The following is a 20,224-nucleotide window of genomic DNA, read 5'->3' on the forward strand; positions in this document are numbered from 1 at the left end:
AATGAGGTGCAAAAATTGGCGTTTAAATGGATTCGTAAAATCTTTGGCACAGGTAAAAAGTTGTGGTAAATGTCTGTTTGCTACAAGATTGGAATTATTTCCCTGTCATACTGACAGAGATTTTTTTATTGTTAAAATCTATGTTATAATAAGAATATCTTTAATCAAGGTAAGCTAGATAATTTCAACTTCCTTTCAGGTTCTTTAGCTCAGTTGGTTAGAGCTAACGGCTCATAACCGTTCGGTCGCTGGTTCGAGTCCAGCAAGAACCATATAAATATATCGACCAATTGAGAACACTGAAACAGGTCTCTAGAGCTATCCGAGAGGACATCTATTGTTACACGAATCTTCTCTCATCTTTGTTATAAGAGCATATCAGGGTCAATAGAATTTAAAATCGCGTAATAGAGCGTTTTTTATTTTGAAAAAATTGAATTTCTAATTTTGGAGTTCCAAAACTCAGTAGAGAAAAGCGTCTTGTATCCGAAAAAACTAGAAAATAAAAAAGTCCATAAAAGGACTTTGATGAAAAATCTAAATTAAAACAGAGGTAACTGACAAAGCTCGTCTGAACCTACTGCTCGATGGATAGAGCGAATATAAGGAGGCTTGATTTGTTGGTGAACGGATTCAACATAGGAAAGTGTTCCTTTTGGTGAAACATAATAGTACTCACATCCTAAACCAATAAAGTACGCCACTTCTGCAGCAGTTTCTATTGCCCCGCCTTCTAATTTTACCTCTTTAATTTGCATAGGCGATTTTGCGGGAGAAGTGGATAAATGAATATGTGTAATTCGATAGGCCATAAAATTTACCGCTTTCTTTTTATTATAAACCTTTTTGCAAATAAAATAAACTGAATTAGTCAATAAATAGTGATGAGGGAATAAAAATATAGGTGATAAATTTAAAAGGATATCAGGACTATACAGTAAGAGGCTAGTTATTCAAAGCCGCCACAGATAGATTTTGTCGGAAAATAAATAAAAAATCTACTATTTTGGCAGATTTTTTTGTGATGTTTTCTTTTAAGATTATTTATTATATAATTGAAGTGTAGAGAATAACTAAGCGATGCAGGAGGTGAAAGTGATGAGAAAACAATACAAAAACATCTTAGTTGCAGTAGATGGTTCAGAACAGTCCTATAATGCTATAAAGGAAGCTGTAGGAGTGGCTAAAAGAAATCAGGGAAAGCTCCATATCTTGACAGTTAAAGATATCAATCGTTATTATGGATTAGCAGGAAGAATGGATTTAACGGGTACTCCAGCTCTTGATAGAATTGCTAAGTCCATACTAGTTAAATCTTGTAAATTAGTTAATTATGAAGTTGAATTTGAAACTTATGAACTTGCAGGGACTCCCAAGCATCTAATTGTCAAGTTTGCAAAAGAGCATGATGTAGATCTTATCATTATTGGAGCGACTGGTGCAGGTTTTATTGACAAGCTAATGTTGGGTTCAACGACACAATATGTTATCATTCACGCTCCATGTAGTGTGATGGTTGTCAGATAAATAAAAAAGTCATCGGAAGGATGGCTTTTTTACCAAATATGATAAAGGATTTTGTTTTTCATTATAAACTCATCATTATTGAAAAAGAATTATTAAGACATGAATGACTAAGTATATGCCATAGATTAAGACAATAGCACCTGAAATAATGTTGACCCAGACTAAGATAAATTTTGGCAGTTTTTCTTTTAAAAGACCTACGAATAAAGTGATTCCATAAAACCACAAGATAGTAGCTAATAGTACGCCAGAAATGAAATAGATGGCATTCATACCTGATAGAGTGCCATGTAATGCTCCAAGTATCAGAGAACCATCTATTAGAGCCTGTGGGTTCGCCCAAACAAGAAGCAATGAAGATAAAAGAACTTTGCCAAGAGTTTGAGAAGCAGTTACTTGAGTATTTTCATCGAAATGGGACGCTCTAGCATCTTTCAAGATTCCACGTGCAATATAAATTAATAATGCACCTCCGACACCCATCACCATGAGTTTAAAGATTTCATTTGAAGAAATTAAAGCTCCCATTCCATAAAACGCAGCAATTTCGAAAATCGCATCAGAAAACCATATAAAAAAAGCATAAAATAGTGCTTTTTTTATATTATTCGTCAGTGCGTTATTAAATACATATATATTTTGCATACCAATTGGCGCAATCGCAGCGAAACCAATAAGCATACCCTTAAAAATCACAAACAATATCTCACAATTATATCATAAAATGGACCCTGCAGGAGAGAAATAAATATGTTATCCAATACTTCTAAAACACTGATATGATAGACAAATATTTCAGAAGAGTAATATTTATTATTTGATGTTGGTATGAACTATGAAAAATTAAGTAGTTCCAAACTTAGAAAAATAACATGATACAAAATTTACTGTGTTAGACATAAAATCTTGTAACAGAGCGATTTTTATTTTAATAGCTATCTCTGCAGGGTTTTCTTTTAAGGAGATTTATTATATAATTAAAGTGTAGAGAATGACTAGACGATGCAGGAGGTGAATATCATGAAAAAACAATACAAAAACATCTTGGTTGCAGTAGATGGTTCTGAACAAGCTTATAATGCTGTAAGTGAGGCTGCAGAAGTAGCCAAAAGAAACGATGGGAAACTTCATATCTTGACAGTCAAGGATATTGGGCGTTACTATGGTATGGCAGGTCGTGTTGTTTTAACCGACACATTGGAACTTGATAAAAGTGCTGAAGAAATCTTAGATAAAGCTTCTCATCTAGTTACAAATGAAGTGGAAACTGAAATTTATGAGGTTTCAGGAGTGCCAAAGTATACTATTGCTGATTTTTCAAAAGAGCATGATATTGACCTTATTGTTATAGGGGCGACTGGTACAGGATTTATTGACAAACTACTAGTAGGCTCAACGACCCAATATGTTGTTAGTCATGCATCATGTAATGTGATGGTCGTTAGATAAATAAAATAAGATTTATTCAAGCTATCAGCAATGATAGCTTTTTTTATGGAAAAGAGTATAAATATAGAATAAGAATGATTCCAATAGGTGATTTTGGGGTGAGTATGTTTATTATGATGTTACATCATTATTTATAATGTAAATCTTGAAAGTATCCATATCTAGAGTTAATTATAATTCTCTGATATAACAAAGATATTTAACGATGGTATCTTACTATATTTAGTTATATAATAAGGATAGGGAGGTGTTATGATGGTTAAACAATACAAGAATATTTTAGTAGCAGTGGATGGTTCTGAACAATCGTATGATGCTGTTCGTGAAGCAATAAATATCTCAAAACGAAACAAGGCACGTTTAAAGATATTGTATGTATTAAATGATAAATTAGCGAATGTTCCAGTACATATGGACACAATAACACTTTACAAGAGTGTTCAAGAGCATGCTGACTTTGTTGTGGAACAAATACACAGACGTATTGATGGTAAAGATCATGATTTCGAGATAGTAAGATTGACTGGTACGCCTAAAAGAGAAATTGTCAATTTTTCTAAAGAAAATAATATTGATTTAATAATTATTGGTTCAACGGGACTTGATGCAATTGATCGATTTATTGTAGGCTCAACGACTCAATATGTTATTAGTCATGCACCTTGTAATGTCATAGTTGTTAAATAGCGGGTAGAGTAAAGTTGAGATAACGAATGTTTTCTTTATATGGTGTTTTCTTTTAGAGGTATTTAGTATATAATTGAAGTAGAAAGATAACTACATGGGAGGTGCTTATTATGAAAAAACAATACAAGAACATCTTGGTTGCAGTAGATGGTTCTGAACAGTCTTATAACGCTGTGGGCGAAGCTACTGAAATTGCAAAACGTAACGAGGCTAAATTAGTTATTTTAACGGTAAAAGACATTAATCGTTATTACGGAATGGCCGGAGCTGGTAGGATTGAAACTCCAGGACTTGATAGGATTGCTGAGGATATTTTAGCAAAAGCTGCTAAGTTGGTAAAAAACGAAGTAGAAGTCAAAACAGAAGAGATTGCAGGTAATCCAAAACACAGAATTGTTAAGTTTGCAGAAGAGGAGGGGATTGATTTAATCGTTATCGGTTCAACAGGTGCAGGCTTCTTCGATAAACTCATGCTTGGTTCAACTACACGGTATGTTGTTGACAACGCAACTTGTAACGTTATGATTGTCAGATAAATCTAAAAATCACCATTTTGGGTGATTTTTTTAATTATAAAATTATAAATCTAAAAAATTATTGAGGAATTGAGGGGAAATTTACACATTGGTATAAAACGTTTTTCAGCGCTTAGTGATAAATAAATGTTATAATATCAAGTAGACATAGTTCCTGCTGTAGTGGTGGGAATTTTTTGTTTTTAAAAGTATATTTTAATTTAATTCAGAACTAATGTGACTCTCATATTCAAAAAATTTTTATAGATTCGTCATCTAAAAAATAGGCTATATTATTGAAAAATAGAAGTTAAGTTGTTATACTGTGGGTAAGAAATTAGGAGGTACAGAAAAATGTTAACGGATTTTGAAAAACTTCGTCGTGGAGTAGGATTTAGTGGTATTGTTTCGATAATTATTGGTTTATTGATACTTTTTTTACCTTCTAAAACGGCTATTATTGCGGCTTCTATCGTGGGTGTCGCTCTTGTAATAATGGGCATTACATATATCGGAGCAAATTTTATTAAAAAAAGGGATGATAAAGGACAAATTTGGAGAGTGGGGCATTTTCTCCTAGGCTTTATGTACCTTTTTGCAGGTATTTTCGTGTTTATAGATTTAAATGCGGCTGCGGAGTCTCTCTTCATTCTTGTAGGTATCTTTGTTGGAATGCTTTGGATAATTGATGGTTTTGTTAACTTAACTGCTTTGAGTAAATTTAATAATAAACTCTGGGGGGTTATTTTGAGTATTATCAGTATAGTTGCAGGGGCAATGTTACTTTTTTCACCACTTTGGGGAGCAGTTGCACTCTGGATATTACTGGGAATTGAGTTCATCATCATTGGCCTAATTAAAATTATTCATTTCTATAATTGGAACAAGTGATAGTGTGAAAAAACATCTAATTAATATGAGCCAGCATATTGCTGGCTTATTTGCTTGTTTTAGAATAAAAATTTGTGGTATGATATAAAATAGCTGGTTTTTATTATGAAACCTAGGTAAAGCGAGGAATATAATTGGTTGATCATATGCTAAATTGGGTAGCAAGTCTGCCTCTGTGGCAAGCAACATTATTTTTATTTATAGTTGTGTTCTTTAGGGCACAGCTGACTTTTTGGTTGGGGAAATTGATGTATAAAGGAATTTTAAAAACCAATTTGTCGAAAAATACAACACGGTCAGAGGAAAAACGGGCAGGAATTGCAGCACTGCAAAAATATGGCTGGCCAGTCATTCCCTTGAGCTTTTTGACAGTAGGATTTCAATCAGTTGTGCAAATCGGCGCGGGCTTGCTTGATTGGAATTGGTTTAAATATACACTTGTAGCACTTCCAGGATATCTGGCTTGGGGATTTATTTATGCCTTTGGTGGGTTGGCACTTTTTCGGTCTATTGCAAATGGATCTATTGGATTATTAATTATCGCTTTAATTGTTGCATTTTTAGTATGGAGTATAGGGGTCTTTGTTGTTAAAAAACTTAAAACAAGCGAATAACGAAGTTTCAAGCTTTAGATTACTTTCATTAAAAAGCATTCTATGAGTGCTTTTTTGATATGAGCGGGGAAGCGCTTGCGCATAGATGGACTATGATATAATTAAAAAAAAGAAAGGATAGACTCATGCTATCACTTATACTTGTATTTTTTGTAGCACTTGAACACCTCTTGTTTGGTTATATTGAAATGTTTGGGAGTGTTCAAGTGCAATCCAAAGCATTTGGGTTTCCAGAAAAAGAACTGCAAAGCAATACTCTCCAAATAGCCCTGTCCAATCAGGGAATTTATAATGTTTCACTTGGACTGTTGGTTATCGCTTTTATAATATTTAACTTAGCAGTCAATAGCCTTATTTTATCAATGATTTTTGTAGTTATTGTTGGTACTTATGGTGGTTTAACTGTTACTAAAAAAATATGGTTTATACAAGTTGGACCAGCTTTACTAGCGTTGTTAAGTCTTGTACTAGCTCTATAGTATTTTTTTAATTTTTTGTATTCTTAATGCTATAAGTTTTGAAATTCTTTAAGAATTTGATGATTTTATATAGTAAATTTATGTTATAATATGGGGGAGATTAAAAAGGATTTGAGTATGGACTATCAGAAATTGTTTTTTCGGTTAAATCAAAAATTAGCTGAGAATAATTTGACTTTACGACTACATTGTGTGGGTGGATTTGTACTAGAATACTACGGATTAAAAGCAACAAATGATATTGATGCGTTTTATGATTCTTCCGAAAAAATTGATTATTTGATTAAGGAAGTGGGCGAGGAATTCAACGTTGGTACGAGTAAGGAGTCGTGGTTAAATCATGCTGTTGGGCGTGTCATGTCTGTATCAAGTGAGAAAAATCAGATAGTTATCTTTCAAGATACTAATTTATCTGTGACTATTTCTTCCCTTGAATCGGTTTTGATTGATAAGCTTCAGGCAGGTCGTACAAAAGATATTTGGGATGTTGCAAAGATTATGCAGTATCTGGAAATAACACAACCAGATGGCTTGTTAAAATTAATGATGAAACATTCAGAGGGGGAGACAGACCCAGCAATTATTCTTGAAGCTTATAGCATTGCCTATGGAAAAGAAGCTTTAAAAGAATATTTGAGACAAAATCCAGATTTGATGAGGTTACTAAAATGACATGGATTGAATACTACATAGAAGCTGCAAAAAAGTCAAGGGATGATTCTGAACTTTGGATTCGTTATTTGAATAAAGCAATTCAGCGGGATAAGATTGATTTGTCCAAAAATGAAATTGACTATTTGACACATTGTGAGGAATTATCAGCTTTTCAAAAGATGGTTTTGAAGGAGGCTTGTAAGCCAGGAACGTTATCGTGGGAAAAAACAGTGGTAATCTCTGAACCAGCAATGTTTCGGCAACTTCAGGAAGTAATTCAAGAACTAGATGAAGAAGTAGTTTTGGTGAAATAAAATCATAAGAAAACCACCCATATGAGTGGTTTTTGTGTTAATCTGTGGCTGCAAGGATAGTTTTTATAACTTTGGTGAATTCTATGGAACTATTAAAGGGATGAACGAAGTCAAAGGTTTCGCCACCATTAGAAATAAAGACCTCTTTGTTCTCTATTTCTAATTCAAATAAGGTTTCTAAACAATCCGCGACAAATGCTGGTGAACAAATTAGTACTTTTTTTGCTCCTTCTTTGGGAAGACGAGCGACACGGTCAATAGTTGCAGGCTCTAACCATTTTTCTGGACCAAATTTTGATTGATAGGTATGCTCAAATTGATGTTGTTTGAGCCCAAGTTTATTGATGACTAATTCGGTTGTTTTTTGACATTGTTTTTCGTAAGGATCTTTCTTTTTTGTGACATAAGATTGAGGGATGCCATGGTAGCTTAAAATAAGTTTATCATATTCTCCTGAGTTCCATTTTTTCTTAATCAAGTTTACGAGTAAGTCGGTATATCCTTCAATTTTATGAAAGTCTTTAATCACTTTAAGATGTGGGTTAATTTTTTTTACTTGTTGAACAATGGGTTCGACTGTAGTGAGCGAATACTGAGGATAGAGAGGAAGGATGGTGATATCTTCTATCCCTAAGTTTTGCATATCTTTTATTGTTTTATCAATGCGAGGTTCGCCATATGTCATGGCAAATCTTACATCCGCTTCTGGGTAGATTTCTTGGAGCTGTTTTGTTTGAGCGCTTGTATGATTCATCAAGGGAGAGCCATTTTCTGACCATATTTGTTTATACATTTCTGCAGATTTTGCTGGTCTGACTTTTAAGATAATTCCGTTAAGAATTGGAAGCCAGAACCATCTTGGTTTTTGTATTACTAAAGGATCGCTTAGAAATTCTTTGAGATATTCTTTGACGTCTTCAGTTTTATAAGAACGTGGCGTTCCTAGTGCCACTAGTAAAATTCCTTTTTTATTTTGCAAAACGATGAGTTCTCCTTTCACTCTAGGAAATTAAAAATATATGAAATATAAAATTTAATTTATTCTAAAAAATACATTAAGGGTTACTAGTCTAGTTTAACAAAAATATTAGGAAAATAAAAAAGCGCATTGATGCGCTTTGTAATAATTAGTTAATTAATATTAAAACTCCATACACTGAAAGCTAAAATCATGATAATAAGATAGAGGACTAGAACTCCTACAAAGATGAGGAATTGTACGAAACCAGCGCGTTTCCAGCTGTCCATAACTTTTCTAAATTCTTCTTCATCACGATATTCATTGTTTTGATTAGAGAGTGCCCACTGCTCTCCTTTTGCTCCTGAAATAAAAATCCAGACAATATTCAAGATAGGAATTAAGGCAAGGAGGCCAAGGTAGGCGCGGTTACCGATGGCGAAACCGATAGGGTCAATGAAAGCACCCCAGTTCCATTTTGTAGTGAAATTTTGCTGTTCCATAAAAGTTCTCCAATAATTAAGTGATGTAATCATTATAACACATTGGTAATTTTTTCTTGCGTTTTAAAGTGTGATTTATCAGGAAAATTAATATATGTTTAATTAATTCTTAGATTTGATTTGACAATATTAAATTTTTTTAATAAAATATAGGAAGTTAATTATTCCAAAGGGGAGTAGCGGCGGGAAACCGAAACAAAGTCGTCAATTCATGAGCTTGCTCATCGGCTTTGTTGACATACTTTGTATGTTAAGCAAGACCTTTGTCAGATAGGATTTCTGGCAAAGGTCTTTTTTTACTAAAAATACTCTATTTTGTTATAAATTTAGTGAGAAAGATTGGAAGCTTGAAAAAGATAAAATTTTTGAAGCGAATCTTCATCCCCATAGTTTAACTGAGTTTGAAGCGCTTGAAGTGCATGAAAATAGATAAAAGTCAGAACCTGCATCAGCGCAGAAACTTGAATTTTCCTAATTTTCATCATTTCAGAGCGAGCGCTTCTCACATCTTATTTACAAGGAGAACTAGCGTGCAATATTACAACCAGTCCCCCAATGATGTTTTGAAGAAAACGATGAGTCAAATGCAAGGGCTTAATTTTGATGAGGTTAAAAAAAGACAACTTCAAGAGGGATACAATGAGCTAAATGAAAAGAAAAAAGTTTCGACATGGGCTTTATTTGTTGACACTTTAAAAGATCCGATGGTCATCATCTTACTTTTGGTTGCGTTTATCCAATTGTTTTTAGGTGAGTTTATAGAGTCTATCGTTATTTTAGTGGTTCTTATGATTAATTCACTCGTCGCGGTGATTCAAAGTAAGCGTGCTGAAGGTTCACTAGATGCTTTGAGAAAAATGTCTGCTCCGAGTGCGAAGGTTTTACGCGATGGCAATAAGATAGCGATTCCAGCACGTGAAGTGGTAGTTGGAGATGTTATTTTGCTTGAGGCTGGCGATTTTGTGCCAGCAGACGGTAGATTGCTCTCAAGTCAAAATCTACGTTTGGAAGAAGGGATGCTTACAGGAGAATCAGAACCTGTAGAAAAAATGACAGCAAGTATTGATGGCGAAGTTGGGCTTGGTGACAGAAAAAATATGGTTTTCAGTAGTAGCCTCGTGGTTTATGGGCGTGGTGAGTTTGTAGTCACAGCAATTGCTTCAAATACTGAAATTGGGAAAATTGCTGAGATGCTGGAGACGGCTCAGGCGAAACAAACACCATTGCAGCAAAAATTAGAGAAGTTTGGTAAACAGCTCGGTTTTGCTATTTTAGGATTGTGTTTATTGATTTTTGCTGTTCAATCTTTTAGAATATTTGCGACTTCTCAAGCTGTTGATGTCCAAAAAGATATTCTTAGTGCATTTATGTTTGCCGTAGCTGTGGCAGTTGCTGCGATTCCAGAGGCTCTATCTTCGGTGGTCACGATTGTGCTTTCTGTTGGAACGAACAAAATGGCAAAGCAACACGCGATTATGAGAAATTTGCCTGCGGTGGAAACTTTGGGTTCGACATCGGTCATTTGTACGGACAAAACGGGGACACTAACGCAAAATAAGATGACGGTCGTTGAAACTTTTTTACCAGAGGGGGCTGTCAGTGATTTGTCAGCATCTGGTTTTTCTGTCAGTATGCTGACAGACTTGTCAGTACAGCGGCACCAACTTTTGCTCAATGCAATGGTGCTTTGCAATGATTCGAGTTTTACTGCGGAAGGACAAGGACTTGGTGATCCGACAGAGCTTGCTTTGATTGCTTACAGTAATCAATTGAATCAACCTTATCAAGCATTGAGAAATAGTTCTCCTCGAATTTCAGAGCTTCCATTTGATTCAGAGCGTAAATTGATGAGCACTTTAAATCACTTTGAAGAGCGTCAAATGATTTTTGTTAAAGGGGGCCAGATGTTTTGTTTTCACGCTGCAGTCATATTTTTGTTGATGGAAAGCAAGAAGTGTTTACAGATGAATGGAAAAAGTTACTCCAAGAACAAAATGAAGCCTTCAGTCAGAAAGCATTGCGAGTGCTTGCTTATGCTTATAAAGCTGTCAGTACTGACAAAAATGAGTTGAACTTGTCAGATGAGAATGAATTGGTCTTGATTGGCCTGTCAGCAATGATTGACCCACCACGTGAAGCTGTTTATGAGTCAATTGCTGAAGCGAGAAAAGCAGGTATTCGCACTATCATGATTACTGGAGACCATAAGACGACCGCTCGTGCGATTGCACAAGATATTGGACTGATGGAGCCCAATGAACGCGCGTTAACAGGGCAGGAGTTGGATGCCATGACTGATGAGGAATTGTCAGCCGAGTTGGAGCATATCACTGTTTATGCGCGTGTTTCACCTGAAAACAAAATACGAATTGTACGAGCATGGCAGGAGAAACATCAGGTCACTGCAATGACAGGTGATGGGGTTAATGATGCACCAGCACTCAAACAAGCAAATATAGGAATTGCGATGGGCTCTGGAACGGATGTGGCAAAAGATGCTTCAAGCATGATTTTGACAGATGATAATTTTGTGTCAATTGTGAAAGCTGTTTCCATCGGTCGTGTTGTTTATGATAATATCAAGAAATCAATTGCTTATTTATTTTCAGGTAATTTGGGAGCAATCATTGCGATTGTATTTGCGCTTATCGTTGGTTGGGCAAATCCGTTTACAGCTTTGCAGCTTTTATTTATCAACTTGGTGAATGACTCTGTTCCTGCCATTGCCTTAGGGATGGAAAAAGCGGAGCCTGATGTGATGTCAAAGCCACCGAGGCGTTTGCAAGAGGGAATATTTGCAAATGGGTTGATGAGAATTATTGTAATTCGTGGAAGTTTGATTGGGATTGCAACGATTGTTTCACAAGCGGTTGGACTTTTGGACTCGCCTGAAATGGGTGTTGCAATGGCATTCACGACACTTATTTTGGCTAGGACATTGCAAACTTTTTCTGCACGTTCAAATTCACAATCTATCTTCAGACAGGGAGTTGCTTCAAATAAATATGTCTTTGGTGCAGTAGCTTTCTGTTTGGCGCTATATACAATCACTACTTTACCAATATTGCGCAATATTTTCTCAATTCCAGCGAATTTTGGCTGGAATCAATGGCTGATTTCTGCTGGTCTTGCTCTTTTGGCAGTCGTTTTGATGGAAATTTTGAAAGCAGTAAATGGTGGCTTTGAACGTTTCCGTTTAAGAATGATTTTGAAGAAAAAATATCAAAAATAAAACGCCTTTGGGCGTTTTTATTTTTGGTCGTAATTGTCCAAATGGTAAGTCTGAATCATTTGAATTAATTTATCAGCATAGCTGGGGTCAGTAGCATAGCCAGATGTTTGAACGGCTTTTGCGGCTGTTGTGTAGTCTTTTGCAGCAAGGACACTCGCATATTGTTTTGGATTCCAAGTCGTTCCTTCAAGGAAAAGCTTAGTGTGACCAAGGACAGATTTTTCAAAACTTGGATAAACACGAAACTCTCCCTTGATGGTTATCCATTGTCCGTTTTCGTACTCTTGTGTATCAAGTTTGACGGTTGGGACATTACCATAAGCCTTGACTCCAAAGAGATTATGATATTTACTGGCGAGGGTGCTTTGTCCAAAGTCAGACTCAAGACAGGCTTGAGCAAGGGTAATAGAAGCAAGAACCTTGTCTTCTTTGTAAGCTTTTTGAGCAAGAGGAGCAATCTCTCTGATAAAATTATACTGAATCATTTTTTGCAACTGAGTTGAGAGTTTAGCACTACTTACAGAATTATTAGTAGTAACGGTTTTATAAAAAATCGTTGAAAAAATGATGAGAATGAGTAAAATAAGTTTTAAGAAAAAAGGGGCGAGTCGATATTTATTTTTTCGCCGAGTCTGAGTTTTCATACTATATAGTTTAACATAAAAATCAACTTATTGGCTAAAAATGGGGGATTTGATATACTATAGTTATTCCAAAGAATTTTCTGACTGGACTTCATAATAAAAAGTTTGAGGAGTTGGGTATGAAAGGAGGTTAAAGCTACAGTGGAGACAGTGATATTGTTGGATGTTGATGGAGTTTTGGTTCCATTTGGTCCGTATCCTCAACACAAAATGATTGCAGTTGGTCCTGTTTTTGTACGTAAAAAATTGCGGAAATGGTTACAAGATTTGAGTGAGAAATCTGAAATTTATTGGGCAACATCTTGGCAAGCCAATGCCAAAATTTTTGAACATGAGTTAGCATTCCATTGTCAAGGATTCTTAGATTTTTCTAAATATCATACCAAAAATTATTTATGGGGGAAATTAGAAACCATTGAAATTTTCTGTCAGCAAAATGTAGGTAAAAAATTTGTTCTTATTGATGACAATGCGAATCACTGGCTGCTGACAGCTTCGTCAGTACTGACAGAATTAATAAAAGAAGGAAAATTACTTGTCATTAAACCTAATGCTTATGTAGGAATTTCTGATAAAGAAATGAAAAAAGTATCAGAATACGTGAAAAATAAATAAGATAAATCATGGAGGGAAAAATGAATTTTTATGATTTTAGTGCCATTAAGATGAATGGTGAAAACGAATCAATGGCTGACTATAAAGGGAAAGTTGTCATTGTTGTCAATACAGCAAGCAAATGTGGATTTACACCACAATTTGAAGGATTAGAAGATTTGTATGAAACTTACAAAGGTCAAGGACTTGAGATTTTAGGATTTCCTTGTAATCAATTTGCTGGACAAGATCCTGCTGAAAACGCCACAATTAATGAGTTTTGTCAGTTGAATTATGGCGTAAAATTTACGATGTTCCAAAAAATTAAAGTCAATGGTAAAGAAGCGCATCCGCTTTATCAATTTTTGAAAAATGAAGCTAAAGGAACAGTTGGAAGCACAATCAAATGGAATTTTACAAAATTTTTGATTGACCGAGAAGGTAATGTCATTGAACGCTTTGCACCAGCAACTGAGCCTAAAGATATGGTTGCTGCTATTGAAAAATTGCTCTGATACTCTAATATAAAAGTTCTTTTTATAAATTTTCCATTTACATTATAATTATTCTGTCAGAATGAATATTTACTGACAGAGTTTTTGTCAGTAAATACTTGAAATCTAAAAGAAATTTTGCTAAACTATTAAACAATAAAACTTTTAATCTAGTCCAGAGAGGCTAGCAAGGTTGTGAACGAGAAAAATATCATTCTGTAAGTTGCTGACAGCTTTCTGTCAGTAAATTATTGAAGCATTTTGGTACACATCTGCTAGATTTCTGGCAGATGTTTTTTTATAAAAATGCGCTGTTTAGCACATATCTCATGCTATCTTGTTTAAGGTGGACTTTACCTTACGTAGATGCAAAATAACAGAGTTACAATTCATCTTATTTAGAGCTGAATAATTATAAGGAGAACAAATGCCAAAACGTACTGATATTAAGAAAATTATGATTATAGGCTCTGGACCAATTATTATTGGACAGGCTGCTGAATTTGACTATGCTGGAACTCAAGCTTGTCTTGCTTTAAAAGAAGAGGGTTATAAAGTCGTTCTTGTCAATTCAAATCCGGCAACAATTATGACAGACCGTGAAATTGCAGATACAGTGTATATTGAGCCGATTACCGTTGAGTTTGTTAGCAAAATTCTTCGCAAAGAACGTCCAGATGCTCTGCTACCAACACTTGGTGGACAAACGGGATTGAATATGGCGATGGAGCTAGCTAATACTGGGATTTTGGAAGAGCTAAATATTGAGCTTTTAGGAACAAAACTCAGTGCGATTGACCAAGCAGAAGATCGAGAACTTTTCAAAAAACTCATGGAAGAGTTAAACGAACCTATTCCAGAATCAGAAATTGTGCACACTGTTGAGGAAGCGGTCGCTTTTGCCAATACAATCGGCTATCCAGTTATTGTAAGACCAGCTTTCACAATGGGTGGAACAGGTGGCGGAATCTGTGCCAATGAAGAAGAACTTCGCGAAATTTCCGCAAATGGATTGAAACTTAGCCCAGTGACACAATGTCTGATTGAGCGCTCCATTGCAGGTTTTAAGGAAATCGAATATGAAGTAATGCGTGACTCAAGAGATAATGCTATTGTGGTTTGTAATATGGAAAATTTTGACCCAGTAGGTGTTCACACAGGAGATTCTATTGTATTTGCGCCTAGCCAAACACTCTCTGATAATGAGTATCAAATGTTGCGTGATGCCAGCTTAAAAATCATCCGTGCGCTTAAAATCGAAGGGGGATGTAACGTCCAACTTGCACTTGACTCCGAGAGTTATAAATATTATGTGATTGAAGTCAATCCGCGCGTGAGTCGTAGCTCGGCGCTCGCTTCAAAAGCAACAGGGTATCCTATTGCGAAAATGTCAGCTAAAATCGCTGTTGGTATGACACTTGATGAAATTATCAATCCAGTAACTAACAAAACTTATGCCATGTTTGAGCCTGCACTTGACTATGTTGTCGCCAAAATTGCGCGTTTTCCTTTTGATAAATTTGAAAATGGAGACCGACATTTAGGAACTCAAATGAAAGCAACAGGCGAAGTGATGGCGATTGGACGTAACATTGAAGAGTCACTTCTCAAAGCCGTCAGGTCATTAGAAATTGGTGTGTTTCACAATGACCTTGAAGAAGCACGAGAAGCGACAGATGAAATCCTCTATGAGAAAATGGTTCGTGTCCAAGATGACAGACTCTTTTACGTTAGTGAAGCCATTCGCCGTGGCATTCCAATAGAAGAAATCGCCGAATTAACAAAAATCGACCTCTTTTTTCTTGATAAATTACTTCATATTGTTGAAATTGAACAAGCGCTAAAAGTTAATGTTTTCGACCCAGACCTTTTAAAAACAGCTAAAAGAAATGGATTTTCCGACCAAGAAATCGCTAAACTTTGGAATGTAAATGCTGATGAAGTCCGTCGTAGAAGACAAGACAATCAACTCATCCCTGTCTATAAAATGGTTGATACCTGTGCTGCCGAATTTGAAAGCTCTACACCCTATTTTTATTCAACATATGAGTGGGAGAACGAGTCTGTAAAATCTAATAAAGAAAAAATTATTGTTTTAGGTTCAGGTCCGATTCGGATTGGGCAAGGGGTTGAGTTTGACTATGCAACAGTTCACTGTGTCAAAGCGATTCAAGCAGAAGGGCGTGAAGCCATTGTGATCAATTCTAATCCTGAAACAGTGTCAACAGATTTCTCGATTTCAGACAAACTTTACTTTGAACCTTTGACTTTTGAAGATGTCATGAACGTCATTGACCTTGAGCAACCGCTTGGTGTGATTGTTCAGTTTGGTGGACAGACTGCGATTAATCTGGCAGAGCCTTTATCAAAAGCAGGTGTAAAAATCTTAGGGACACAAGTTGAAGATTTGGATAGAGCAGAAGACCGCGATCTTTTTGAAAAAGCACTTAAAGCATTATCTATCCCACAACCACCAGGAAGCACAGCAACAAACGAAGAAGAAGCGGTTATTGCAGCGGGTAAAATTGGATATCCTGTTCTTATTCGTCCATCTTTTGTACTTGGTGGACGTGCTATGGAGATTATTAATAACGAGAAAGACCTGCGAGATTATATGAATCGTGCAGTAAAAGCAAGTCCTGAACATCCCGTTTTAGTTGATAGCTATTTGCAAGGGCGCGAATGCGAAGTGGATGCGATTTGCGATGGAAAAGAGGTATTGTTACCAGGTATTATGGAGCATATCGAACGTGCGGGAGTCCATTCGGGAGACTCTATGGCAGTCTATCCCCTCAAACCTTTTCACAAGAAATCATTGATACCATTGTCGACTATACAAGACGCCTTGCACTTGGTCTAAATTGTATTGGTATGATGAATATTCAATTTGTCATTCATAATCATCAGGTTTACGTGATTGAAGTCAATCCACGGGCTTCGCGTACAGTTCCGTTTTTATCAAAGGTTACTAATATCCCAATGGCACAGTTAGCAACAAAGATGATATTAGGTAAAACTTTGAGTGAATTAGGCTATAAAGAAGGTTTAGCAGCTACTCCTGATATGGTACACGTCAAGGCGCCAGTATTTAGCTTTACAAAATTAGCAAAAGTGGATAGCTTACTTGGACCTGAGATGAAATCAACGGGTGAGGCGATGGGATCTGATACAACACTCGAAAAAGCGTTGTATAAATCTTTTGAAGCTGCAAAACTTCATATGGCGGACCACGGATCAGTCTTGTTTACCGTTGCAGATGAGGATAAAGAAGAAACCTTGGAGCTTGCAAAAGCTTTCGCAGAAATCGGATATTCCCTTGTAGCAACAACAGGTACAGCACAATTCTTCACGAACCATGGACTTTATGTTCGAGAAGTTGAAAAATTGTCTGGCGATGAAGAAGACGGAACCTTGATTGAAGAAATCAGACGTGGACGCGTGCAAGCTGTTGTTAATACAATGGGAAATAATCGTGCATCACTGCAAACAGAAACAGATGGATTCAGGATTCGCCAAGAAGCCATAAGTCGTGGAATTCCACTATTTACCGCACTTGATACAGTTGCGGCCATTCTTAAAGTAATGGAGAGTCGCAGTTTTTCAACGCGCATGATTTGAGTGTTTATGATTGACTTTTTATACTAGTTTATCTTTGATTATGTTTGTAAGCTTTATAAGAAACTGTAGATAGTATTAAGTTAAAAGCTTTGAAGTAACTCGTTTACTTTGAAGTTTTTTTATTTATGAATGATTATGTAAAGAGAGTTGCACAATCTTTTTTGTACTGGAAAAGTTTTTCTCAGAAGATAATGTCATATATAAATTAGGAATCTATTTTTGCTTAAAAGCCTGATGTTAAAGCCTGCCCTCTTTTTAGGAATTAGATAAAACTCACGTTCAAAATTTACACGGTGTCGTTAAAGTCAGAATTATTTGTGAACTTTGTGTGATTTGTAACCAAATGTTAACTTTCGCAAAGTCTGAAAAAATCTAAAAATTTTAGTATAATAAAATCGTTGTAAAGATATTTTTACATTCTTTAGAGAAAGAAGGATTGTAAGACCGTGCTATAATCGGTTTTTCACACGTTAAACATGACTAAAAAAGTAGGATTATTAGTGATGGCTTTTGGAACACCATCAAGTTACGAGGGCATTGAGGATTATTACACTCGAATTCGTCACGGACACAAACCATCGACTGAACAGCTTCAAGAATTAACTAATCGTTTTAAAATGATTGGGTTGTCGCCGTTGATAGAATTGACGATTGCTCAGGCAGATGAACTTTACAAGCAAGTCAATGAAGTTCAGTCTGAAGTAGAATTTGAACTTTATTTAGGCTTTCAACATGTTGCCCCATTTATTGGTGATAAGGTGCGTGAAATGCACGAAAATGGAATTCGTGAAGTTGTTGCTGTTGCGATGGCGCCACATTATTCTGCGTTTAGTGTGAAAGGATATCATGATGCAGCTTATGAAGTTGCAAAAGAATATCCTGATATGCACTTTACTGATATTATGGAATGGTGGAAAGAAGAGAAGTTTTCTGATTTCTGGGCAAATAATATCAAAGAAGAATTTTCTAAAATTCCTGAGGAAGACCATGATAAAACAGTGGTTATCTTATCAGCACATTCTCTTCCTGAAAAATTGATGGCAATTGAAGACACATATAAGCACCAAGTAGCAGATTCTGCTGCTGAAATTATCAAAAAGGCTGATCTTAAACACGCAGTACAGGCTTGGCAGTCAGAGGGTGCAACGGCGGATACATGGCTTGGGCCTGATGTTCAAGATGTCACACGTGATTTGTATCAGGCTCATGGTTACACACATTTTATCTATTGTCCTTTTGGTTTTGTTACGGAACATTTAGAAGTGTTTTTTGATAATGATTATGAATGTAAAATAGTTTGTGATGAATTAGGGGTGAATTACCACCGTCCAGGGATGCCGAACGCGAATCCCACTTTTGTCGGAAGCATCACAGATTTGATCATGAAAAAGTTGGAGTTGAACTAATGAGTTTCAATGACAATTTTTTAAAGGCTGCGAGAGGTGAGATGGTAGACCACGTCCCTGTCTGGTATATGCGTCAAGCTGGACGGTCACAGCCAGAGTATCGTAAAATAAAGGAGAACCATACTTTATTTGAGATTACACATGACTCGGAGCTTTGTGCCTATGTGACGAAACTTCCTGTGGAACATTACGATGTGGATGCAGCGGTGCTGTATAAAGACATCATGACGCCGATGAGTGCAATTGGTATAGATGTTGAAATCAAGTCGGGGATTGGTCCAGTGATTGCAAATCCGATAAGGACATTGTGTGATGTTGAGCGTTTAGGAGAGATTCATCCTGAACAGGATGTTCCCTATGTGCTTGAGACGATTCGCTTGCTTTCAGAGGAATTGCTTGAGGTGCCACTGATTGGATTTTCTGGTGCACCATTTACTTTGGCGAGCTATTTGATTGAGGGGGGCCTTCAAAGAATTATCATCAGACCAAGGCTTTTATGCATGCGAATCCTGTGGCTTGGTTCGCACTTATGGATAAGTTGGGTGACATGGTGATTCGCTATGTTCGGGCGCAGGTTCGAGCAGGGGCAACTGTGATTCAGATTTTTGACTCATGGGTTGGCTGTTTAAATGTGGCAGATTATCGCCGGTTTATTAAACCGATTATGAGTCGAATTTTCTCAAGTTTACGTGAGGAAAAAGTGCCGTTGATTTTGTTTGGGGTGGGAGCATCACATTTGGTTTTGGAATGGAACGATTTACCTTGTGATGTGATTGGCCTAGATTGGCGCATGACGATTGCTGAAGCAGAGCAGCTTGGCGTGACGAAAGCAATTCAGGGGAATTTGGATCCTTCGTTACTTTTGGCACCGTGGGATGTGATTGAACAAGCGACACGAGAAATCTTAGACATGGGAATGGCTCATCAGGCTGGATTTATTTTTAATTTAGGACATGGTGTTTTCCCAGAAGTTAATCCTGAGGTCCTGAAGCGTTTGACCGCTTTTGTTCATGATTATTCAAGACAAAAAATTGCTGACAGAAATTCTGTCAGTGCTGACAAAAACAAAAAATAGAAAAGAGGTCGTTATGACTGAAGAAAAATTAAGCGAAGTTGTTGGTCCAGAAGCTATTATCAAATTTGAAACTGGCACAATTAAGGCAAGCACTTTAGATACAATTATCAAAATGTTGCCTTTTGAAATGGGATTTTGTGATGCTGATGATAAATTCCGTTGGTTCTCAAATAATCCTGACCGTGTCCATAAACGTCGTGTAGAAGCATTTGGGAAGTCTGTTTTAGAGCTTCACCCAGGAGTTGCTCACCATGTGAAAAAAGTGCTTGATGATTTTCGTGAAGGAAAAGCAGATGAATTTGAATTTTGGTTCCCTAAACGTAATGGTCAACCAGGACAAATTTATCAAAAATTCATGGCTGTTCGCGATGAAACTGGCAAATATCTTGGTAGCATGGATGTAACAATTAACCTTGATATTTTGAAAGATAAAGAAGGAAAACATGCTCCTGAAACAATCAAAGAGTTCCAAGAGTTGAAACCCCTTGACAAATAAGAGATAGGAGTCTCTGTCAGTGCTGATGTATTTTCTATCAGTGCTGACAGAGCTTTTAATGTATTTTATAAAAA

The 20,224-nt window shown here is 36.3% G+C and carries 19 protein-coding genes, 1 tRNA gene and 3 pseudogenes; 17 read left to right on the top strand and 6 right to left on the bottom strand.

Annotated features, from left to right (window positions below):
* The first annotated feature begins 198 nt into the window (after positions 1-198).
* Positions 199-272 (top strand) — tRNA-Ile (locus D7I46_RS02820).
* Between the two features lie 270 nt (positions 273-542).
* Here the strand turns inward: D7I46_RS02820 and D7I46_RS02825 are convergent.
* Positions 543-812 carry a DUF3892 domain-containing protein gene (locus tag D7I46_RS02825; protein WP_120771500.1) on the bottom strand — a complete coding sequence of 90 codons (270 nt, stop codon included), beginning with the start codon at positions 810-812 and terminating at the stop codon, positions 543-545.
* 286 nt (positions 813-1,098) lie between these two features.
* Between D7I46_RS02825 and D7I46_RS02830 the strand changes: the two genes are divergently transcribed.
* Positions 1,099-1,527: a universal stress protein gene (locus D7I46_RS02830; protein WP_120771501.1), complete on the top strand. Its 429-nt coding sequence runs from the start codon at positions 1,099-1,101 to the stop codon at positions 1,525-1,527.
* Positions 1,528-1,602: 75 nt separating this feature from the next.
* Here D7I46_RS02830 and D7I46_RS02835 read toward each other — a convergent pair whose 3' ends face one another.
* A complete protein-coding gene (locus tag D7I46_RS02835; protein ID WP_338033592.1) occupies positions 1,603-2,223 on the bottom strand; it encodes a LysE/ArgO family amino acid transporter in 621 nt (206 codons plus the stop codon).
* 324 nt (positions 2,224-2,547) lie between these two features.
* Between D7I46_RS02835 and D7I46_RS02840 the strand changes: the two genes are divergently transcribed.
* From D7I46_RS02840 to D7I46_RS02875, 8 genes are all read left to right on the top strand, one after another.
* Positions 2,548-2,976 carry a universal stress protein gene (locus tag D7I46_RS02840; RefSeq protein ID WP_120771502.1) on the top strand — a complete coding sequence of 143 codons (429 nt, stop codon included), beginning with the start codon at positions 2,548-2,550 and terminating at the stop codon, positions 2,974-2,976.
* Positions 2,977-3,231: 255 nt separating this feature from the next.
* Positions 3,232-3,663 (top strand): universal stress protein, encoded by a 432-nt coding sequence (locus tag D7I46_RS02845; RefSeq protein ID WP_120771503.1) that lies wholly within the window; start codon positions 3,232-3,234, stop codon positions 3,661-3,663.
* Between the two features lie 110 nt (positions 3,664-3,773).
* Positions 3,774-4,199 (top strand): universal stress protein, encoded by a 426-nt coding sequence (locus D7I46_RS02850; protein ID WP_120771504.1) that lies wholly within the window; start codon positions 3,774-3,776, stop codon positions 4,197-4,199.
* A 333-nt stretch (positions 4,200-4,532) separates the two neighbouring features.
* Complete coding sequence (locus tag D7I46_RS02855) at positions 4,533-5,069, top strand: HdeD family acid-resistance protein (RefSeq protein ID WP_120771505.1); 537 nt, start codon at positions 4,533-4,535, stop codon at positions 5,067-5,069.
* Positions 5,070-5,203: 134 nt separating this feature from the next.
* On the top strand, positions 5,204-5,683 hold the full coding sequence (locus D7I46_RS02860; protein WP_120771506.1) for an SNARE-associated domain-containing protein: 480 nt from the start codon (positions 5,204-5,206) through the stop codon (positions 5,681-5,683).
* 125 nt (positions 5,684-5,808) lie between these two features.
* Positions 5,809-6,162 (top strand): DUF1304 domain-containing protein, encoded by a 354-nt coding sequence (locus tag D7I46_RS02865; protein ID WP_120771507.1) that lies wholly within the window; start codon positions 5,809-5,811, stop codon positions 6,160-6,162.
* Positions 6,163-6,279: 117 nt separating this feature from the next.
* Positions 6,280-6,834, top strand: coding sequence for a DUF6036 family nucleotidyltransferase (locus D7I46_RS02870; RefSeq protein WP_120771508.1), 555 nt, complete (start codon positions 6,280-6,282; stop codon positions 6,832-6,834).
* Positions 6,831-7,130 carry a hypothetical protein gene (locus D7I46_RS02875; protein ID WP_120771509.1) on the top strand — a complete coding sequence of 100 codons (300 nt, stop codon included), beginning with the start codon at positions 6,831-6,833 and terminating at the stop codon, positions 7,128-7,130. Before D7I46_RS02870 ends, D7I46_RS02875 begins: the two co-directional genes overlap by 4 nt.
* Before the next feature lie 37 nt (positions 7,131-7,167).
* On the opposite strand, the gene hemH (D7I46_RS02880) is transcribed toward D7I46_RS02875, so the two are convergent.
* The 3 genes from hemH (D7I46_RS02880) to D7I46_RS13235 all read right to left on the bottom strand — a co-directional run bounded on the left by hemH (D7I46_RS02880) (position 7,168) and on the right by D7I46_RS13235 (position 9,076).
* Positions 7,168-8,109 carry a ferrochelatase gene (gene hemH / locus D7I46_RS02880; RefSeq protein WP_120771510.1) on the bottom strand — a complete coding sequence of 314 codons (942 nt, stop codon included), beginning with the start codon at positions 8,107-8,109 and terminating at the stop codon, positions 7,168-7,170.
* Between the two features lie 152 nt (positions 8,110-8,261).
* Complete coding sequence (locus tag D7I46_RS02885; protein WP_120771511.1) at positions 8,262-8,591, bottom strand: ribonuclease G; 330 nt, start codon at positions 8,589-8,591, stop codon at positions 8,262-8,264.
* Positions 8,592-8,917: 326 nt separating this feature from the next.
* Positions 8,918-9,076 (bottom strand): hypothetical protein, encoded by a 159-nt coding sequence (locus D7I46_RS13235; RefSeq protein ID WP_162930822.1) that lies wholly within the window; start codon positions 9,074-9,076, stop codon positions 8,918-8,920.
* A 45-nt stretch (positions 9,077-9,121) separates the two neighbouring features.
* On the opposite strand from D7I46_RS13235, the pseudogene D7I46_RS02890 reads away from it, so the two are divergent.
* Positions 9,122-11,823 (top strand): annotated as a pseudogene (locus D7I46_RS02890) (cation-translocating P-type ATPase).
* Between the two features lie 17 nt (positions 11,824-11,840).
* On the opposite strand, the gene D7I46_RS02895 reads toward D7I46_RS02890, so the two are convergent.
* Positions 11,841-12,467: a glycoside hydrolase family 73 protein gene (locus D7I46_RS02895; RefSeq protein ID WP_120771512.1), complete on the bottom strand. Its 627-nt coding sequence runs from the start codon at positions 12,465-12,467 to the stop codon at positions 11,841-11,843.
* A gap of 141 nt (positions 12,468-12,608) precedes the next feature.
* On the opposite strand from D7I46_RS02895, the gene D7I46_RS02900 reads away from it, so the two are divergent.
* From D7I46_RS02900 to D7I46_RS02925, 6 genes and pseudogenes are all read left to right on the top strand, one after another.
* Positions 12,609-13,082, top strand: a complete 474-nt coding sequence (locus tag D7I46_RS02900; RefSeq protein WP_120771513.1) for an HAD domain-containing protein — start codon at positions 12,609-12,611, stop codon at positions 13,080-13,082.
* A 20-nt stretch (positions 13,083-13,102) separates the two neighbouring features.
* Positions 13,103-13,576 carry a glutathione peroxidase gene (locus D7I46_RS02905; RefSeq protein WP_120771514.1) on the top strand — a complete coding sequence of 158 codons (474 nt, stop codon included), beginning with the start codon at positions 13,103-13,105 and terminating at the stop codon, positions 13,574-13,576.
* Positions 13,577-13,982: 406 nt separating this feature from the next.
* Positions 13,983-17,173 (top strand): annotated as a pseudogene (carB, locus tag D7I46_RS02910) (carbamoyl-phosphate synthase large subunit).
* A 503-nt stretch (positions 17,174-17,676) separates the two neighbouring features.
* Positions 17,677-18,579 (top strand): ferrochelatase, encoded by a 903-nt coding sequence (hemH, locus tag D7I46_RS02915; protein WP_240424478.1) that lies wholly within the window; start codon positions 17,677-17,679, stop codon positions 18,577-18,579.
* A gap of 68 nt (positions 18,580-18,647) precedes the next feature.
* Positions 18,648-19,654, top strand: a pseudogene (gene hemE / locus D7I46_RS02920) (uroporphyrinogen decarboxylase).
* A gap of 13 nt (positions 19,655-19,667) precedes the next feature.
* Complete coding sequence (locus D7I46_RS02925) at positions 19,668-20,150, top strand: PAS domain-containing protein (protein ID WP_162930823.1); 483 nt, start codon at positions 19,668-19,670, stop codon at positions 20,148-20,150.
* The last annotated feature ends 74 nt before the right edge of the window (positions 20,151-20,224 follow it).

This window comes from Lactococcus allomyrinae (assembly GCF_003627095.1).
In the GTDB taxonomy this organism is placed as follows: Bacteria; Bacillota; Bacilli; order Lactobacillales; family Streptococcaceae; genus Lactococcus; species Lactococcus allomyrinae.

Coding starts and splice junctions, on each gene's coding strand:
- D7I46_RS02840 (WP_120771502.1), top strand. CDS start 2,548: ATGAAAAAACAATACAAAAACATCTTGGTTGCAGTAGATGGTTCTGAA.
- D7I46_RS02895 (WP_120771512.1), bottom strand. CDS start 12,467: ATGAAAACTCAGACTCGGCGAAAAAATAAATATCGACTCGCCCCTTTT.
- D7I46_RS02825 (WP_120771500.1), bottom strand. CDS start 812: ATGGCCTATCGAATTACACATATTCATTTATCCACTTCTCCCGCAAAA.
- D7I46_RS02845 (WP_120771503.1), top strand. CDS start 3,232: ATGGTTAAACAATACAAGAATATTTTAGTAGCAGTGGATGGTTCTGAA.
- D7I46_RS02830 (WP_120771501.1), top strand. CDS start 1,099: ATGAGAAAACAATACAAAAACATCTTAGTTGCAGTAGATGGTTCAGAA.
- D7I46_RS02925 (WP_162930823.1), top strand. CDS start 19,668: ATGACTGAAGAAAAATTAAGCGAAGTTGTTGGTCCAGAAGCTATTATC.
- D7I46_RS02885 (WP_120771511.1), bottom strand. CDS start 8,591: ATGGAACAGCAAAATTTCACTACAAAATGGAACTGGGGTGCTTTCATT.
- D7I46_RS02850 (WP_120771504.1), top strand. CDS start 3,774: ATGAAAAAACAATACAAGAACATCTTGGTTGCAGTAGATGGTTCTGAA.
- D7I46_RS02875 (WP_120771509.1), top strand. CDS start 6,831: ATGACATGGATTGAATACTACATAGAAGCTGCAAAAAAGTCAAGGGAT.
- D7I46_RS02905 (WP_120771514.1), top strand. CDS start 13,103: ATGAATTTTTATGATTTTAGTGCCATTAAGATGAATGGTGAAAACGAA.
- D7I46_RS02865 (WP_120771507.1), top strand. CDS start 5,809: ATGCTATCACTTATACTTGTATTTTTTGTAGCACTTGAACACCTCTTG.
- D7I46_RS02855 (WP_120771505.1), top strand. CDS start 4,533: ATGTTAACGGATTTTGAAAAACTTCGTCGTGGAGTAGGATTTAGTGGT.
- D7I46_RS02870 (WP_120771508.1), top strand. CDS start 6,280: ATGGACTATCAGAAATTGTTTTTTCGGTTAAATCAAAAATTAGCTGAG.
- hemH (WP_240424478.1), top strand. CDS start 17,677: ATGGCTTTTGGAACACCATCAAGTTACGAGGGCATTGAGGATTATTAC.
- D7I46_RS13235 (WP_162930822.1), bottom strand. CDS start 9,076: ATGATGAAAATTAGGAAAATTCAAGTTTCTGCGCTGATGCAGGTTCTG.